Annotated in this window: 12 protein-coding genes; all 12 read right to left on the reverse strand. The window is 62.9% G+C overall.

Going from position 1 to position 15,721, the window contains the following annotated elements:
* Positions 1-61 precede the first annotated feature (61 nt).
* Positions 62-847, reverse strand: coding sequence for an esterase/lipase family protein (locus MR935_RS01720; protein WP_290570489.1), 786 nt, complete (start codon positions 845-847; stop codon positions 62-64).
* Positions 844-1,326, reverse strand: a complete 483-nt coding sequence (gene rlmH, locus MR935_RS01725) for a 23S rRNA (pseudouridine(1915)-N(3))-methyltransferase RlmH (RefSeq protein ID WP_290570490.1) — start codon at positions 1,324-1,326, stop codon at positions 844-846. The genes MR935_RS01720 and rlmH overlap by 4 nt, the downstream gene beginning before the upstream one ends.
* The gene (locus tag MR935_RS01730; RefSeq protein ID WP_290570491.1) at positions 1,308-2,120 is read right to left on the reverse strand and encodes an MBL fold metallo-hydrolase; all 813 of its coding nucleotides are present in this window, start codon (positions 2,118-2,120) and stop codon (positions 1,308-1,310) included. Before MR935_RS01730 ends, rlmH begins: the two co-directional genes overlap by 19 nt.
* A 143-nt stretch (positions 2,121-2,263) precedes the next feature.
* Positions 2,264-3,559, reverse strand: coding sequence for a UDP-N-acetylglucosamine 1-carboxyvinyltransferase (locus tag MR935_RS01735; RefSeq protein ID WP_290570492.1), 1,296 nt, complete (start codon positions 3,557-3,559; stop codon positions 2,264-2,266).
* Positions 3,560-3,716: 157 nt separating this feature from the next.
* Positions 3,717-4,538, reverse strand: a complete 822-nt coding sequence (locus tag MR935_RS01740) for a hypothetical protein (protein ID WP_290570494.1) — start codon at positions 4,536-4,538, stop codon at positions 3,717-3,719.
* A 26-nt stretch (positions 4,539-4,564) separates the two neighbouring features.
* A complete protein-coding gene (locus MR935_RS01745; RefSeq protein WP_290570496.1) occupies positions 4,565-5,863 on the reverse strand; it encodes a hypothetical protein in 1,299 nt (432 codons plus the stop codon).
* A complete protein-coding gene (locus tag MR935_RS01750) occupies positions 5,860-7,641 on the reverse strand; it encodes an ATP-binding protein (RefSeq protein ID WP_290570498.1) in 1,782 nt (593 codons plus the stop codon). The genes MR935_RS01745 and MR935_RS01750 overlap by 4 nt, the downstream gene beginning before the upstream one ends.
* Before the next feature lie 93 nt (positions 7,642-7,734).
* A complete protein-coding gene (locus MR935_RS01755) occupies positions 7,735-8,433 on the reverse strand; it encodes a response regulator (RefSeq protein WP_290570500.1) in 699 nt (232 codons plus the stop codon).
* Positions 8,434-8,474: 41 nt separating this feature from the next.
* Positions 8,475-9,014 (reverse strand): NUDIX domain-containing protein, encoded by a 540-nt coding sequence (locus MR935_RS01760; protein ID WP_290570501.1) that lies wholly within the window; start codon positions 9,012-9,014, stop codon positions 8,475-8,477.
* Positions 9,015-9,040: 26 nt separating this feature from the next.
* On the reverse strand, positions 9,041-10,945 hold the full coding sequence (locus MR935_RS01765; RefSeq protein WP_290570502.1) for a glycoside hydrolase family 13 protein: 1,905 nt from the start codon (positions 10,943-10,945) through the stop codon (positions 9,041-9,043).
* Positions 10,946-11,183: 238 nt separating this feature from the next.
* Positions 11,184-15,389: an S-layer homology domain-containing protein gene (locus tag MR935_RS01770; RefSeq protein ID WP_290570504.1), complete on the reverse strand. Its 4,206-nt coding sequence runs from the start codon at positions 15,387-15,389 to the stop codon at positions 11,184-11,186.
* Positions 15,390-15,492: 103 nt separating this feature from the next.
* Positions 15,493-15,721 (reverse strand): IdeS/Mac family cysteine endopeptidase (locus MR935_RS01775; protein ID WP_290570506.1); only part of this gene is annotated, 229 nt, incomplete at its 5' end.

Raw genomic sequence — 15,721 nt, forward strand, 5'->3', positions numbered from 1 at the left:
AACCGGCAATGTAAATATGCTTTTTGCAAAATCCGGCGCAAAACATAGGCCGCGGCCGCGCTCACAGCCCCATCCGCCCAAGCTCGTGCACCAGCGCCGCGTAAAACCGGCAGGGTGAAAAGTGCGCGGTATCGCGGCCAAAGGCATCAACCAGCTGTTGGTGTGAAACACCGCGCAGCGTGCCCCGGTACCGCCCCCACCGCGCCGAGACGGGCGTGACCAATCCATCACTCTCGCCGTGCAGCGGATAGAACAGGCCGCGCATCAGCACCATCGCGCCATCCGACCGCGCATGGTCAAGGCGCGCGCCCCAGCTTTGGTAATACACGCAAGCCGCGTCCGGGCAGCGCCGGTTGAACGCCGCCAGATAGCGCGGCGTCAACTGTCTGCCCGCGCGCAGCGTATCGGGGCGCTCGTCTCCATGGCGGCGCCAGTAGGCGTCGTTCCCTCGCGCCCAAAGCGCAATACCCGGCCTTGCACGCAGCAGCGCTTCTGCCACACGCGAGCCGCGGTTGGGGGTGGACAGCATGGTCAGCGAGGCGACGTGCCGCGCCCACCCCATGGCCGATATCAAAAAGCGCGCTTCCAGCCCGCCCTTGGAGTGGGCGATGATGTTGACACGTGTGCAGCCCTGCTCACGCATCGCACGCTGCACCGTGCGCCAAAGCTGCCCGGCGCCAGTCTCAATGCTGCCCCATGCATCCTGCCCGCCGAGGTAGACCACCGCCCCCTGTGCACGCAGCGCTTCGGGCACACGCCCCCAAGGCGTGTATATACCGTCCGCGTCGTGTACGGCAAGGCCATGCGCCAGCACGATGGGGTATTTTGTGCAGCCCGCGCCCCTCACTTGTGATACTTTCCGCCTGCGGCAATGTTGAGCGCGCGGTAGAGCTGCTCGAGCACCATGACACGCGCCAGATGGTGTGGAAAGGTCATGGCCGACATCGACAGCCGCAGCGCCGCCCTGCGCTTGACGCGCTCGGCCAGGCCATGCGAGCCGCCGATCAGCAGACACAGCCTGCTCGTGCCTGACACAGTCAAGCGTTCCAGATAGCCGGCCAGTTCCTCAGACGAGAACAGCTTGCCCTCGACGCACAGCGCGACAACCGTCGCGCCCGCCGGCAGCCTGTCCTCGATCAGTGCGGCTTCCTTTTCGATAGCCTGCGCGATCTCGCCCGCCGAGGGGCTTTGCGGCAGACGCTGCTCGGGCAGTTCGACGATTTCCAGCCTGCAATAAGCCGACAGCCGTTTTTCATACTCCCGCACAGCCTCCGCCCAGAACCGTTCGCCCAGCTTGCCCACGCAGATCAACCGGACAGCGAGCATAACGCTTCCCCCTCCTCAAGCAGCACCGGCTCACCCATGCAGTCCCGCGGGGCGACGATCACACGGCACAGCGGCAAGCCGCGTACCGCGTGCCGCGTTTGCTGCAGGGCAAGCGCGGGCATATTGTTTTTCTCGCTCAGGTGGGCAAGGATGAGTGTGCGCGTACCGCTTTTGACCAGCTCAGCCGCGCACACGGCGCAGTCCGGGTTAGACAAATGTCCCGACGGCCCGGCCACCCGCATTTTGAGCGCGTAAGGGTACGGCCCGGCTTGCAGCATATGCGGATCGTGGTTGCTTTCGAGCACGACGGCCGTGCAGCCGCGCAGCCTGTCCGCCGCGTCGTGCGGCACAAAGCCCAGATCGGTGGCAAAGCCGAAGCGCCTGCCCTCATGCGTCAGTACATAGCCGACGCTCTCCGCCGCGTCGTGCGGAGTGGCAAAGCTGTCCACATCCACATCGCGCACCCAGAAGCGCGCGCCGCTGTCAAAGGTGTTCAGCCGGTCGGCGCAGATCGGCTCCTTCTGCGTAAGTACACGCGCTGTGCCCCGCGAGGCAAACACCGGCACGGCGCACTTTTTCAGCAGCATCGGCAGCCCCCTCACATGGTCGCCGTGTTCATGCGTCAGCAGCACGGCGGCAAGGTCGTCCAGCCCCAGCCCAAGTGCGCTAAGACCAGCTGTGATACGGCGCAGCGACACGCCCGCGTCGATCAGGATCGCTGTGCCGCCCGCCAGATACAGGCCGCAGTTGCCAGCCGAGCCGCTGGCGATGCTGTAATAAAACCGCTCTGCCATATAATCCTCCCAAATTTATCAGGCGGGGCAACACCGGGAAAGCGCCGCCCGCGCCTGCACATCCGTTTGCAAAAAAAGCGAGGTGCACGCCCCCGCTTTTGCAAGGCCGCCGCGCGGCCTCGATTTGATATGTCTCCGCGCGCTCAGTCCTTGCGCGGCAGTCCCATGGATTCCGGAATATCCGCCCGGTACATATCCGCGCCGAGCGCGACGAACTTTTCCACCAGCGTTTCGTAGCCGCGCTCGATGTTCTGCACCTGCTCGACCTCGGTCACACCGCCTGCGGCAAGCCCCGCGATGACCATGGCCGCGCCCGCGCGCAGGTCATGTGCGCGCACCGCTGTCCCCCTGAGCGCCTCGACGCCCTCGACCACGGCGCGCTTGCCATCGACGCGGATGTTCGCGCCCATGCGGATCAGCTCGTCGGTATAGCGGAAGCGGCTGTCCCACACGCCCTCGGTCACGATGCTGGTGCCCTCGGCCAAGCACAGCGCGGTGGTCAGCTGGGGCTGCATGTCGGTCGGAAAGCCCGGATAGGGCATGGTCTTGAAGTTGGTGCGGATCAGCCGTCCCTCTCGCCGGATGAGCACCGAATCGTCAAAGTCGGTTATCTCAACGTTCATCTCTTTGAGCTTGTTGGTGATACACTCCAGATGCTTGGGGATGACGTTTTTGATGAGCACCGAGCCGCCGCAGGCCGCGACCGCCGCCATAAAGGTGCCCGCCTCGATTTGGTCGGGGATGATCGAATAGACGCCGCCGCGCAGCCGCTCGACCCCGCGTATCTTGATGACGTCCGTGCCCGCACCCTTGACATCCGCGCCCATCGCGTTCAGGAAGTTTGCCAGGTCGACGATATGCGGCTCCTTGGCGCAGTTTTCCATCACAGTCTGCCCCTTGGCGAGTACGGCCGCGAGCATGATGTTCATCGTCGCACCGACCGAGACCACGTCAAAATAGATGCGTGCGCCGTGCAGTCCCTCCGGAGGCGCTTCGGCGCGGATGTATCCGCCCTCGGGCAGCGTTACCTTGGCGCCCAGCGCTTCAAAGCCCTTGACATGCTGGTCGATCGGGCGAACGCCGCCGAAATTGCAGCCGCCGGGCATGGCGACCTCGGCAAAGCCGTATTTGCCGAGCAGCACGCCCAGCAGATAATAGGAAGCGCGCAGCTTACGCTCCAGCTCGTGCGGCTTGAGGCTGGGACTGCTGGTGTTCTGGATTTCGACAGTCGTCGCGCCGCGCAGGCGGATCTGCGCGCCAAGCTCGCGCATGATCTCCATCTGAAGCGTCACGTCGATGATCTTGGGCACATTTTCGATGCGGACGGGGCCGTCGGCCAGCAGCGCGGCCGGAACGATGGCGACCGCCGCGTTTTTCGCGCCGGAGATGGTGACCTCACCGTTGAGCGTCCTGCCGCCGTTGATAACATACTTGGTCAAAGCCTAACTACTCCTCACTCTCGAAGCGCGGGCGGGGGATACGGCCCGCCCGGTTTTCTTGCTACCGTATTTTATGAATACAGCCGACAGATGGTGCGGCTGCGCAAAGTCTCACCTATACATTTTACCACAAATTCAGATAAAGGAAAGAATTTTTTCAGTTTTCTTGCGCAACCATTGTCTTTTTGGCACAATCCACCAAATATTCGCCTGAATCGGTGTTGATCTTCCAAGTTGGCACGAGCTGCAAGCGGCGGCTGCCGTCCAGCTGTAGGCGGTAGCCCGCCGTCATCACACGGATGCGCGCGCCCTCCGGCGCGGCGGCGGCAAAGGCAAGCAGCGCATCGGCTGCGGCATACGTCGTGCCGTCCCCGCGCACCGTCGTATACGGTGTGCCAAAGCTCCACCGCCCGGAGAGCATGACACAGCCCCGGTCAAACCGCAGCTCCAAGCTGCGGTTGTACACCGGCTGCCCGGCGAGCGTACCGGTCACAGTCACGCGCAGGCCATCGGCTGCGAGCGTGACCTCCTCGCCCAGCAGTCCCCAATCAGCCAGCAGCCCACGCGCGCGCGACAACGCCTGCCGCTCATCGGTGGGCATATTTCCCTCGAGCAGACAGGCCGCTCGCACCGTGCCGTCCGCGCGCCATTCCAGCGTGCCGGTCCGGCTCTCAAACCGGGCCGCGCCATCCTCCTGCTCGGTGCGCGCCACCTCCTCGCCCAGCATGGCGGCGGCTACGGCCTCCTCGCCCGCACGGCTGCGGTCAAGCGAAAGCAGCGGCAGCACCTTACCGCGCGGCAGCGCGAAGTCCTCGTCCAGCGTCAGCCCGGCGTGTGCGAGCAGGCGGGTCAGATTGTCCAGCAGCATCTGCTCCCGCTGGCGGTCCTGCCACAGCTTGGCGCCCAAGCTGCCCATCAGAAACAGGTTGACCGCCAGCAGGATGACGATCAGCGTATTTTTGACCTTATCCCATTGCACGGCCAGACCTCCCTTTCCTACTGTGTTTACAGATAAAACCGTCCCGGCACAAGCACGTCCTCCTGCTGCCGGTAGGCTGCGATCAGGCCGCGCCGCGCGCCGTCCGCGCCCGCGGCGGCCTGCCGCGCGGGCAGAATGGTACGGTAGCGCTCCCCCACACGCAAGCACTGCAGGCGAATGGTCGCCGAGGCAAGCGCGCCCTCCTCAAACACAAAGGTGGCAAAATCCTGCTCGCCCAGCACGGGCACACCGCCGTACATCTGCAGGAAAACCAGCGCTGTGCGCCCGCCGCCCTGCTGGCGCACCGCGTAGAGCGAGGGCTGTGTACCCGTTTCTGCCGCGCGCATTGCGCCTTCCAGAATCAGGCGCGCGCAGTCGAGCTGTGCGTCCAGCGCGGCCAAGCCCTCCGCCTCGCCGCTGTCATAGGCACGCACAGTGCTGTCCGCCCCGGTAGCGGCATACTGCACCATACCTGTGTCCCAGACGCGCAGCGTGCTCGCGTTGTCCACAAACACCTTGACCCTGCCGCCCTGCTCGGGATAGGTACGCGCGTAGGGCGTGTAATCGAACGCGGCCAGCAGGGTTTCCAGCCCCGCGCCGCTTTGCGGCTCGAACAGCGCGGGCGCTTGCGCCGTCAGCAGCGGCAGCGAGAGCGCCTCACTCTCAAACAGCAGCGTTTCCGGGTAGACTGCATACGCGCTGCCCGCAAATTTGCAGGGCAGGCCGCGAAAGCCTTGCTGCGCGGTCTCGAGCGCCGCGCGGTCGGCCTTAGCCTGCGCGGCATACAGCGTACCGTCCACCGCGCGCACAAACAGCGTTTCGGTTTCGGCCGCGTACACCACTGTTTCCACGGCCAGCGTGCTGTCCCACACGCCGCCCATCCAGCTTGCCAGCATCCCGAGCGGGATCGCGCCGTGATAGCGCAGCAGCGCGCAGTTCTGCCCGCCGAGTGCGGCGGTCAGCGCGGTTTCGTCCGCCGGGTGCAGCGCGCCGCCTGCCAGCACCTGCGCCCAGAGCGCGCGCGTAGCCTCCATCCCGGCGTCCAGCTCGGCCGGACTGTACTGCACGCCGTACAGCTGCCCATCGACCACCAGCGCAAGCTGCGCCGGCTCGGCCGCGGCCACGCCCGACGAGCGCAGCACATAACCGACTGCGCCGCCGCTCAGCCGGTCATACGCCCGGCGCAGCACGCTGTCCACCGGCATCTGCGCGATGTTCAGGCCAGTCAGCCAATTGGCCGCGCACAGCACGACCAGCAGCAGTACCAGCACGACCAGCGATACATTTTTCACCGTGTTCTTTGCCGACTTCTGCGCGCCGTTCATGCCTGCGCCTCCTCCCCACCCGGGGTCAGGCCGGTCGGCAGCGTAATGGTGACCGTCGTGCCCTTGCCGTATTCGCTGGCAAGCGCGATGCGGCCTTCATGCTGCTGGACGATCTCCTTGGCGATCGCAAGGCCAAGGCCGGTGCCGCCCGCCGCGCGTGAGCGCGCCTTGTCCACGCGGTAGAAGCGCTCAAACAGCCGGGGCACGTCGGCCTCAGGGATGCCGACGCCGTCATCCTCGACCGTGATGCGCACATGGCTTTGCCCGTGCGCGCAGGCCGACAGGCGGATGTGCCCGCCTGAGGGGGTATATTTGACCGCGTTTGACAGGATATTGGCCACGACCTGCTCGAGCCGCTCACGGTCGCCCACGAGCGCGGGCAAGGTATCCGGCGCGTCAACGGTCAGCTCGTGGCCGCTGTTCTCGGCGGTCAGCTTCATCGCGCCCGCGACGTTTTTGAGCATATCCCCCAGTGAAAAGCGCGTCATGCGCAGCTCCATGCGGCCGTAATCGAGCTTGGACAGCGTCAGCAGGTCGGTCACAATGCGCGCCATGCGGTCGGACTCGCTCGATATCACGCCGAGGAACTGCTTTTCCGTCTCCGGCGGGATATCGCCCGCCGCGTCCAGCAGCGTTTCGGTGTAGGAGTGAATGTTGGTCAGCGGCGTGCGCAGCTCGTGCGACACGTTGGCCACAAATTCGCGCCGCGCCTCGTCCAGCTTGCGCTGCTCGGTGATATCATGGAAGACGGCGATCACACCGCCCTCGCCGTCCAGCGCGCCATAGGGCGCGAGCGTCACCGACAGCACGCGCCCGCGCCGCGTGATCTCGCTGGTCAGGAAAGTGCGCATGGCGGTCTCGTCCGCGCCGAGCAGGTCGATGTCGGCAAACAGCTCGTCAAAGCTGAGACCGTCCTCCATGCGCACGCCAAGCAGGCTCTCGGTCGCGGGGTTCATGTGGATGAGCGTGCCGTCGGTGGTGAAGGCGGCCACGCCGTCGGTCATATGCAGAAACAGGGTGGACAGCTTGTCCCGCTCGCCCTGCACCTCGCCGATCGTGCTTTTGAGCCGTTCGGCCATATAGTTGAACGAGCGCGTCAGCTCGCCGATCTCGTCGGACGACTGCACGCCCAGCTGCTGGTCGTAATGCCCCTCGGCGATCAGGCGCGCGCCCTCGGTGATGCGCTCAATCGGTGTGGTGATCGTTTTGGACAGCAGAAAGGACAACAAAATGGCCGCCAGCATACCAAACATCATAGCCTGCATGACGATTTGGAAAAACCGCCACGACAGGTCGGAGATCTCCTGCTTCTGGTCGGCGATATAGATGATATAATCCACCTGCCCGTCCCCGTCCGCCTGGAGCGGGATGGCTACGTCTATCACGCTGTCCGCCACCGAGGAGCGCGTACCCGTACCGCCCGCCATCGCGGCGATGATGTTGCTGGTGCGCGTGAGCGAGCCGGCCAGATTTTCATTCCAGCCCTCCAGATAGCGTCCCTCACCGTCCAGAATATAGTACGGGCGGTAATCACCGATGCCGAGCGTGACTGCGTAGGCGCTTACCGCCGTTTTCAGTCCGGCTGCGCCCGTCTCCGCCGCCGTTTGCTCCAGCGAAGCGATCAGCGCAGGGTCGAACACGTCCTGCACCTGCTCATAAAAGCTATCCAGATAAAAGGTGCTGACGCTGTTGATGAGAAACGTGCCGACCACGGCCATGACCGACACGATCAGCAGCACGAGGATCAGCACCAGCTTCATGTGTAAGGAGCGAAACATTTGACACCTCCGCTGTTTCGACCGGAAGCGCGCTTCCGCATCCGGGTGGCTGCGCCGCGCATCCGCCGCGGCAGGCCGGGACACGGCATGTTCCTATGCCCCTTCCCCGGCAAAATAATATCCCATTCCCCGCTTGGTCATGATATAATGCGGGCTGGCGGGCTGATCCTCAACCTTTTCGCGCAGGCGGCGGATGGCAACATCGACCGCGCGCAGGTCGCCGTAATATTCATAGCCCCACACCTGCGCCATCAGCTCCTCGCGCGAGAACACGCGCCCCGGCGCGGCCGACAGAAAGCACAGGATGTCAAACTCCCGCGCGGAAAGCTCGAGCGGCCTGCCGTTTTTGTAGGCCATGCCGTTTTCCTTCGAGACGCGCAGGCCGCTGCCGGTGTACACCGGCAGCCTTTCCCGCTCCTCTCCCGAGAGCACGCGGCGCATATTGGCCTTGACGCGCGCCATCAGCTCGCGCATGGAAAAGGGCTTGGTGATGTAGTCGTCCGCGCCCAGCTCAAGCCCCATGACCTTGTCGGTCTCCTCCTCGCGGGCGGTCAGCATGATGATGGGCGTGTCGTTTTTCTCGCGCACATGCCGCAGCACCTCGAAGCCGTCCATGCCGGGCAGCATCACGTCCAGCAGGATGAGGTCGGGCATGTCGTGCAGCGCACGGGCCAGTCCCTCCATGCCATCGTAGGCGGCAAGCGTGTCGTAACCCTCGCGCTGGAGATTGAACACCAGAATATCCGCGATGGCGCGTTCATCCTCGATCACGAGGATCGTTTTTTTATCCATAATGCCTCCTTTTCAGAGGGGTCGTGCGCTGATACCGCCGCTCAATACAGTCCCTTGAGCCTTGCGCGGTACAGCGCGGCGATGGTCTTGGCGTCGCGCAGCGCGTCGCGCGCAACCATTTCCTCGACCTCGGCGATGGGAAGGCGCACGACCTCAACGAACTCGTCCTCGTCCGGCTGCATCTCGCCCTCGGTCAGCTCGAGCGCGGCATACAGCGAGATCACCTCGTCCAGAAACCCGGGCGACGGATACAGCCGCCCGAGCGGCACCATGCGCCCGGCCGTGCAGCCGGTCTCCTCCCGCAACTCGCGCCTGCCGCATTCTTCCGCGTCCTCTGCGCCGTGATCCATCTTGCCCGCCGGTATCTCAAGCAGCACCGTGTCAAACGGATAGCGAAACTGCCGCACCAAGATCACATTGCCGTCCCGGTCGATTGGCAGCACGCCCACACCCGGCACATGCTCGCATACCTCACGCTGCGCAGTGCGGCCGTTTGGCAGCAGCGCCTCGTCCAGCCGCGCCTTCATGATCCGCCCCTCAAATAAATACCGGGCGGAAAGCTGTTTTTCAGTCATATCCATCAGAAACACCTCACTGTCATCCTGCGTCAGAGCGTGCCGAAACAACGCAGCACATAGGCTGTTTCAGGCGGCACGCTGGCGATTACACCTTGGTCGCCGTGCATGTCAAACTCCACCGGACTGAGGATATCGGCCGCGTACAGCGCGTCGATCGGCGCGCGCGCGGTCGTGTGCCCCCGGTTTACCAGCACAACGATGCGCGACTGGCCGTAGCACCGCTCATATTGCAGCAGCGCGCCCTCGCACGCAAGAAAGCGCAGCTCGCCGCGGTTGAGCGTTTCGCTCCGGTCGCGCTGCTCGCACAGCGTGCGGTAAAACTCCAGCAGCTCCGCATCCTCTGCGCCCCATGGGTAAGTGCCGCGATTGAAGGGGTCCTCAAAGCCCTGCTTGCCGGCCTCATCACCATAGTAGATGGTCGGCGAGCCGGGCATGGTGAATTGGATGACGGCCGCCAGCTTGAGCCGGCGCTTGGCGCTTTCCAGCCGGTCGGGCGGCAGGGTATAGTGGGCGCGGCCGTCGCGGTCCATCTTCCATTCCTCGTCCGACACGCCCAGAATGGTCAGCGCGCGGGGCGTGTCGTGTGTGCCGATGATGTTCATGAGGTTGTAGAACACCGCACGCGGATAATTTTCCCGCACGGTCTCCATCCGCTCAGCGAAATGCTCAGCCGTGCCGCCGCCCAAAAAGCCCAAAATGGCCTCCCGCAGCGGGTAATTCATCACCGAGTCCAGCTCGCCGCCCTGAAAATAGGTGCGCCGCTCGGAATAGGCGATCTTGTTGGAGGCATCCTCCCAAACCTCGCCAACGATGAGCGCGTCAGGTTTTTCGCGCTTGGCCGCGGCGTTCAGGCGGCGAATGAAGGCGTCGGGCAGCTCATCGGCCACGTCCAGCCGCCAGCCGGACGCGCCCAGCCGCAGCCAGCGGCGGATGACACTATCCTCGTTTTCGATGATGTAGTCGATGTAGCTTGCATCGTCCTCGCGCACCTGCGGCAGTGTGTAGATGCCCCACCACGAGCCATACTTGTCCGGCCACTTCTGAAAATCAAACCAACTGTAATAGGGCGAATCCTGCGACTGGTGCGCGCCGACGCTGTCATACCGTCCCCGGGCGTTGAAGTAGCGGCTGTCGTAGCCGGTGTGGTTGAACACACCGTCCAGAATGACGCGCATCCCGCGCTTTTCCGCCTCGCTGCACAGCATGCGGAAGTCCTCCTCATCGCCCAGCTGTGGGTCGATTTTCTTATAATCGCCCGTGTCGTAGCGGTGGTTGGAATACGCCTGAAAGATCGGATTAAAGTAGAGCGTGCGCACGCGCAGGCTTTCCAGATAGTCCAGCTTTTCGATCACGCCGCGCAGCGTGCCGCCGAAAAAGTCGTTGTTCAGTATCTCGCCGTGCTCATCCGGCTTGTATACAGGCAGATCGTCCCAGTTTTCGTGCAGCACACGGGGGGCAACGCCCTCCGCCTCAGGCTGGACGGGCAGCTTATCCCGGCAGAAGCGGTCGGGAAAGATATTGTAGGTGATACCCTCGCCAAACCAACCGGGCGGACGGTACTGCGGATCATACACCGTCAACTGGTATTTATCGCCCAGCGTGTCGATGATCTCCGACCGGCCGCCATAGCCGCGCGAGACAAAGCGCGGCCCGCCCGCGGTATCCATCGTGAAATAGTACCAATACAGTCCCGGCTCGGCCGGGGTGAAGCTCACGCAGTAGCGGTCGCGCGCGCCGCACAATCCATACCAGCGCATCGGATAGGCGACGGCCTCGCAGCCGTCCCGCTCGATCCAGAGCGTGATATGCTCGGTGCCGCGTTCACGGCGCGGATAGGTGGAAAACTCGATCACTTCCCCGGCCGGCGCTGCGCCGTAGGGCGTTTTGCAGGCCAGCTCGCGCGAGTGGAACATACAATTGGGAATCTCTTTCAAAACATTTCCCCCAGACATAAAAACTCTGTATACAGTATAGCACAAAGCGTCCCGCCGGTAAACAAAAAACGGTGGGACTTATTCATCCCGCCCGACAGCGGGCGACGCGGCGGCAAAGAAAAACGGACTTAGCAGCAACTGCCAAGTCCGTTTTTGGTCTGTTTCACGCGCGGTTTTCCGTGTCAGTCCCCAAAGGGGACAAAGAACCGCTCATGCCCTGCTTACGGGCTCGTTCGGCTCAGCCCTGCTGACTGTCCACGAGCTGCATCAGCATCTGCGCCACCTGCGCGCGGGTCGCGGTGCCCTGCGGGTCGAGGATGCCCTCGCCCTTGCCGCTCATGATGCCGTTTTCGTTCGCCCAAGCCAGCGCCTGCTGCGCATATTCACTGATCTGATTCGTGTCCCGGAAGCCGTCAAGCGTGTGCGCGCTCGCCGGGCTGCCCGCGTAGCGCCAGAGCATGACCGCGAGCTGCTCGCGTGTGATGCTATCCTCTGCGCCGAAGCTGCCGTCTCCATAGCCGCTGACAATGTTCCTGCCGACTGCCCAATCGACGGCATCGGCATACCACGCACCTGCGGCCACATCGGCAAAGCCGCCCGCCACACCTGCGGTGGGGTTATTCTCCAGATTGTGCAGCACCTTGGCCAGCATACCGCGCGTCATCGGCTGCTCAGGCGCGAAGGAGGTCTCGCTTGTGCCGCTGAAGATCTCGCGCGCGGCCACAAAAGTCACTGCGTTGTTCGCCCAGCTTGCCGCCGGCACGTCGTCAAACTGCCGGCTGTTGTCCACCAGCTTGACTGTGGCAGCGCCATTCAACGTGAGCACCACGCCGTTTTCGCTTACAGCCGACTTTTTCACCAGTGTCTCCGTGCCATCCGCGCTGACCAACACGGCCACCGTGCCGACGGTCAGGTTCTTGGTCGGAATCTCAACAGCAACGTTGCCGGTGGGCGCGTCCACCTTGACTGCCGCAGCCTGACCGCCCTGCCGCGCGGCCTCGGCCTGCACAGGCAGGGTCACCGGCCGGCCGGTCTGCTCCGCTGCCTGCACGGCAGCCGTAGACACCTTGGCGGAGACCTCGGTCACCGCGCCGTTTTTGTCGGTCACGGTCGTGCCGGCAACGCCCATGGCAGTCTCGCGGGTCTCGGTGGTCGAGCCGTCCTTCTTGGTCTCCATCGTGACGGTCGAGCCGTCAGCATATTTGGTGGTCTCGGTCACTGTGCCGGTGGCTGCATCGGTCTTGATGGTCGTGGTCGAGCCATCCGCGTTCTGCTGGGTGGTATCCGTCGTGGTGGTCGTACCGCCGCCGGTTCCGCCACCGCCGCCACCGCCGGTTCCGCCGCCGCCAGTTCCGCCGCCAGATGTGGTCGGCCTGTCAGCGATGGTAAGTGTAGCGGGCTGGTATGTAACGGCATAATTGCCATTGCCGTCCGCCGCGCTGACGATCACGATATCATAGCTGCCGGACTTGCTGGTATCCGGCATGACCGCCGTGCCGCCCGTCTGATACGCCATCACGGGCACGCCGCCCAGCGTATCACCGCCGACCAGTCCACTTATGGTGTAATGGGTGTTCAGTACAGGGTTTGTCAGATCGGGTATCGAGTCGCCCACATAGATACTCTGGCTCTTGGCGGCAACGGTGACCGCCGCCTTGTTCACGGTCAGGCGGTAGGACGCGCTGGCCGCGACGTACTCCGCCGTCTCCGCGGCATTGGCGGTGATAACAGCCTCGCCCACCTTGCGGATGGTCACCTGCCCGGTCGTTTGGTCAACAACGGCGACCTCCGGCGCGCTGCTTTCATAGGTCACGTTGCTGCCCGCCGCCGCGCCGGTGGCCGGGACAGTAAAGGGCGCGTCGCCGTAGGTCTTGGTCTGCGCAGGCGCGGCAAAGCCAAACGCGCTCTGCGTCTCCTTGCTGCCCACGGTCAGCGTCACAACGATCTCGTATTCCTCATAATTGTCGCTTGCCACAACCACCCGTACTATAGCCGTCTCGCCTACGGTGGCGTTGTTTTGGAAGGCAAAATGCAGGCTGTCGCCGGATACGGTCGGCTCACCGTTCAGCAGCGCCTTACCCGCCGTCACATCTACCGCGTCCACACGCGCGCCCGCGACCAGCACGGCGGTCAACTGCACTGTGCCGCTGCTGCCATACTTGGCACTGCCCGCGAGAGGAGCGGGGGTGTACACATCCTTGCCGATGTCCACAGTGACGGGGTTGACGCCGGTCAGGCTGTAGCTGCCCGCGCGCGCACCCGCGAGCTTGACGCCGGTGACGGTGACGGCCTTATTGTCGCCCGCGTTCGCGTCCGCCATCTTGCCGACCGCACCACTCAGGTCAACGCGCACATCGTCATTTACGATCGCGCCGTCAACTGTGCCGCCGACCAGTTCGACCATATTCGAGCCGTTGTAGATGCGGCTCACGGCTTGCAGGCCGGTAACGGTGACAGGCTTTGCCGTCACCACGGCCTTGACCGTCTTGGTGGCAAATACGCTCGCGTCACTCTTGAGGGCGACCTTGACCTCGACCGGCAGTTCGCCCGCCTCCAAGATCGTCGGGCATACGGTCGTCGCGGGCGCGCCCTGCGCGGTGTAGGTCACGTCATACAGGCTGGCATCCACGCTGCCCAGCAGAACTGCGTTGTGGGACTGCCCGTTGTACTCACCAGTGTAGGCAGTGACCTGCTGCATTACCGCTTCCGGAATCTTCGCAGACGGATCGGAATCGCCGGGACCGGGGTCAGGGGGGGTGGAGGGATCGGTGATGTTCAGCGTGAGGGTATCTGTCGCGGTCGTGCCGCTTTCCGTCTCCACCGAGACGGTGAACTTGTAGCTGCCGGGGTTCTGAAGCCCAATATGAAATACGGGATAGGTATCATCCCCCTGTGCATCTATCGCAAACATATCTGTGATGCCTAAGATTGTGCTACTATAACTGTATCCGTATCTCCCATCATACTCCCGATAAGCCGTTTTCACCTCTCCTCCATCCTTTTGGATTTGAACAGTGAACGGAACTAGGAAGATGAATTGACCGTCCGGGATCGGAGCCTCAATACTGACCTCTACGCCCCGCTTATCCTTAATTTCATCCGTCGTTCTGTTGATGACATTGTTTACAAAGCGGAAGGAGGACGGCTTGACCGGACCGGTCGGCTTTGTGCCGCCGCCCGAACCAGAGGATGCCAGCTGCCAGCCCTTGTCCGCAGCCGACCATTCAGGAGCTGTGCCGCCCGCAGTCTTCGGCAGGAAGGTAAACTCGCCGCCCTGCGCCTGACCCGCCTGAATATAGAGATGATCTGCGGTAGCCGCCTCCCACGCAAGATTCGTATAGCTATTCCATCCACCGATGGCCACCGTAGTTGTGCCCGTCACAGCGCCAGTCAAATACAACGTCTGCGCCGTTCCGATCTCCAGCACACCGCCATCACCGCTCCAACTGGCCGGTGCAATGGGTGAGGATACATTGCGCAGGTCAAGGCGCGCACCCGATCTAATTGTCACCGCTGTATCATCCAAATTGCTCATCGCATTTGCCTTGCCCGGCGCAAAGTAACCTTTTTTCACCTCCAAAGAAGCAATATCCTCCAATCGGCTGCTACGGGCATCGCTGATACTAGAATTATATACGACCTTGGCATTCGAGCTGCCACCGGTCTCGCCATATACCGTCCCCACCGCGCCGTTGCTCAGGTTGATGGTAACCTCACCCGTTACCGGGAATTTATCGCTGTTCGGTAAGATATCGTTTGAGTTGCCAGTGCCGGTCGGCTCATATGCGCCGCAGGCGTAGATATTGCCGATCGTGCCGCCTGCGCTCTCCTCGATAGTGATGGTGGACGAACCGCTGTATATGCTTTCTTCGTTCGTACGCGACCAATTGCCGGCGAAGATATCGCCCAAACGGTTGTCCGAACCCCGGATGATGATCTGTCCGTGGCTGCCGCCATTTGCGCGGCCATCCCAACCCGCATTCATGGCTCCACCGCTGAACAGGTGTATCACGTTCGCTGTGGCCCCAGTCGCTTGCTCGTTGCGCACCTGATTGAGCGTCAGCCTGTGGCCGTTTGCATATATGGCGTTGCCAAAGGTGGACGTCATGGAAATAGTGAGACCATTAATGGTCACATCCGCGCCCAGCAGGATGCCGGCGTAACGAACCGTAAGCGTATGACCGTTTCCGTCGATGGTAACTTGCTTGTCGATCACCAGCGGCTCATCTTCCTTGCTCTCAGAAAACGCGCCTGCATTGCCAAGGAAGCGGATGGTATCGCCGGGTTGCGCAGCGTTTAATGCATCGGTAAGATATTTGTAGGTTGCTCCAGTGCCGTCCCCGCCTACGGTCAGGGTGTTTCCACCCTGCGCCAGCGCCGCTGTGGGCAGCAGACTCAGGCAGAGCGCCAAGCATGTGAATAGGGCCAGAATGCGTTTTTTCATCATGTATCCTCCTGATGTCAAAAAAGAATGATTGCTGTGAGGGAGAGTACCCTCACAGCCACAGGGGCATACCCCTGTTCAAAATCCTGTTTGGTGGAATGCGTTAGTTCTTTTCGATGTTTGCAAAGTACGCCTCCCATTGCTCCGTACCGAGCGAGAGCGGTACGATTTCGGTCAGCCACGGGCCTGCGCCCTTGCTTTCCGCGTTTTCCAGAGCTGTGTATCTGGCGCGGCCGCTGCTGTCCTTATAGATAGGTATGCGCTTCATGCCCAAAAACGGCTCGGCCTGATCGTCAGAATCGGAGGTATACGCTGCTATGACCTTACCGTTC

The sequence above is a fragment of the Agathobaculum sp. genome (assembly GCF_022775115.1).
In the GTDB taxonomy this organism is placed as follows: domain Bacteria; phylum Bacillota; class Clostridia; order Oscillospirales; family Butyricicoccaceae; genus Agathobaculum.

Excerpts from the sequence above, each read along its gene's own strand:
- rlmH (WP_290570490.1), bottom strand. The coding sequence starts at position 1,326 with ATGCTCGCTGTCCGGTTGATCTGCGTGGGCAAGCTGGGCGAACGGTTC.
- MR935_RS01730 (WP_290570491.1), bottom strand. The coding sequence starts at position 2,120 with ATGGCAGAGCGGTTTTATTACAGCATCGCCAGCGGCTCGGCTGGCAAC.
- MR935_RS01745 (WP_290570496.1), bottom strand. The coding sequence starts at position 5,863 with ATGAACGGCGCGCAGAAGTCGGCAAAGAACACGGTGAAAAATGTATCG.
- MR935_RS01750 (WP_290570498.1), bottom strand. The coding sequence starts at position 7,641 with ATGTTTCGCTCCTTACACATGAAGCTGGTGCTGATCCTCGTGCTGCTG.
- MR935_RS01755 (WP_290570500.1), bottom strand. The coding sequence starts at position 8,433 with ATGGATAAAAAAACGATCCTCGTGATCGAGGATGAACGCGCCATCGCG.
- MR935_RS01760 (WP_290570501.1), bottom strand. The coding sequence starts at position 9,014 with ATGGATATGACTGAAAAACAGCTTTCCGCCCGGTATTTATTTGAGGGG.
- MR935_RS01770 (WP_290570504.1), bottom strand. The coding sequence starts at position 15,389 with ATGAAAAAACGCATTCTGGCCCTATTCACATGCTTGGCGCTCTGCCTG.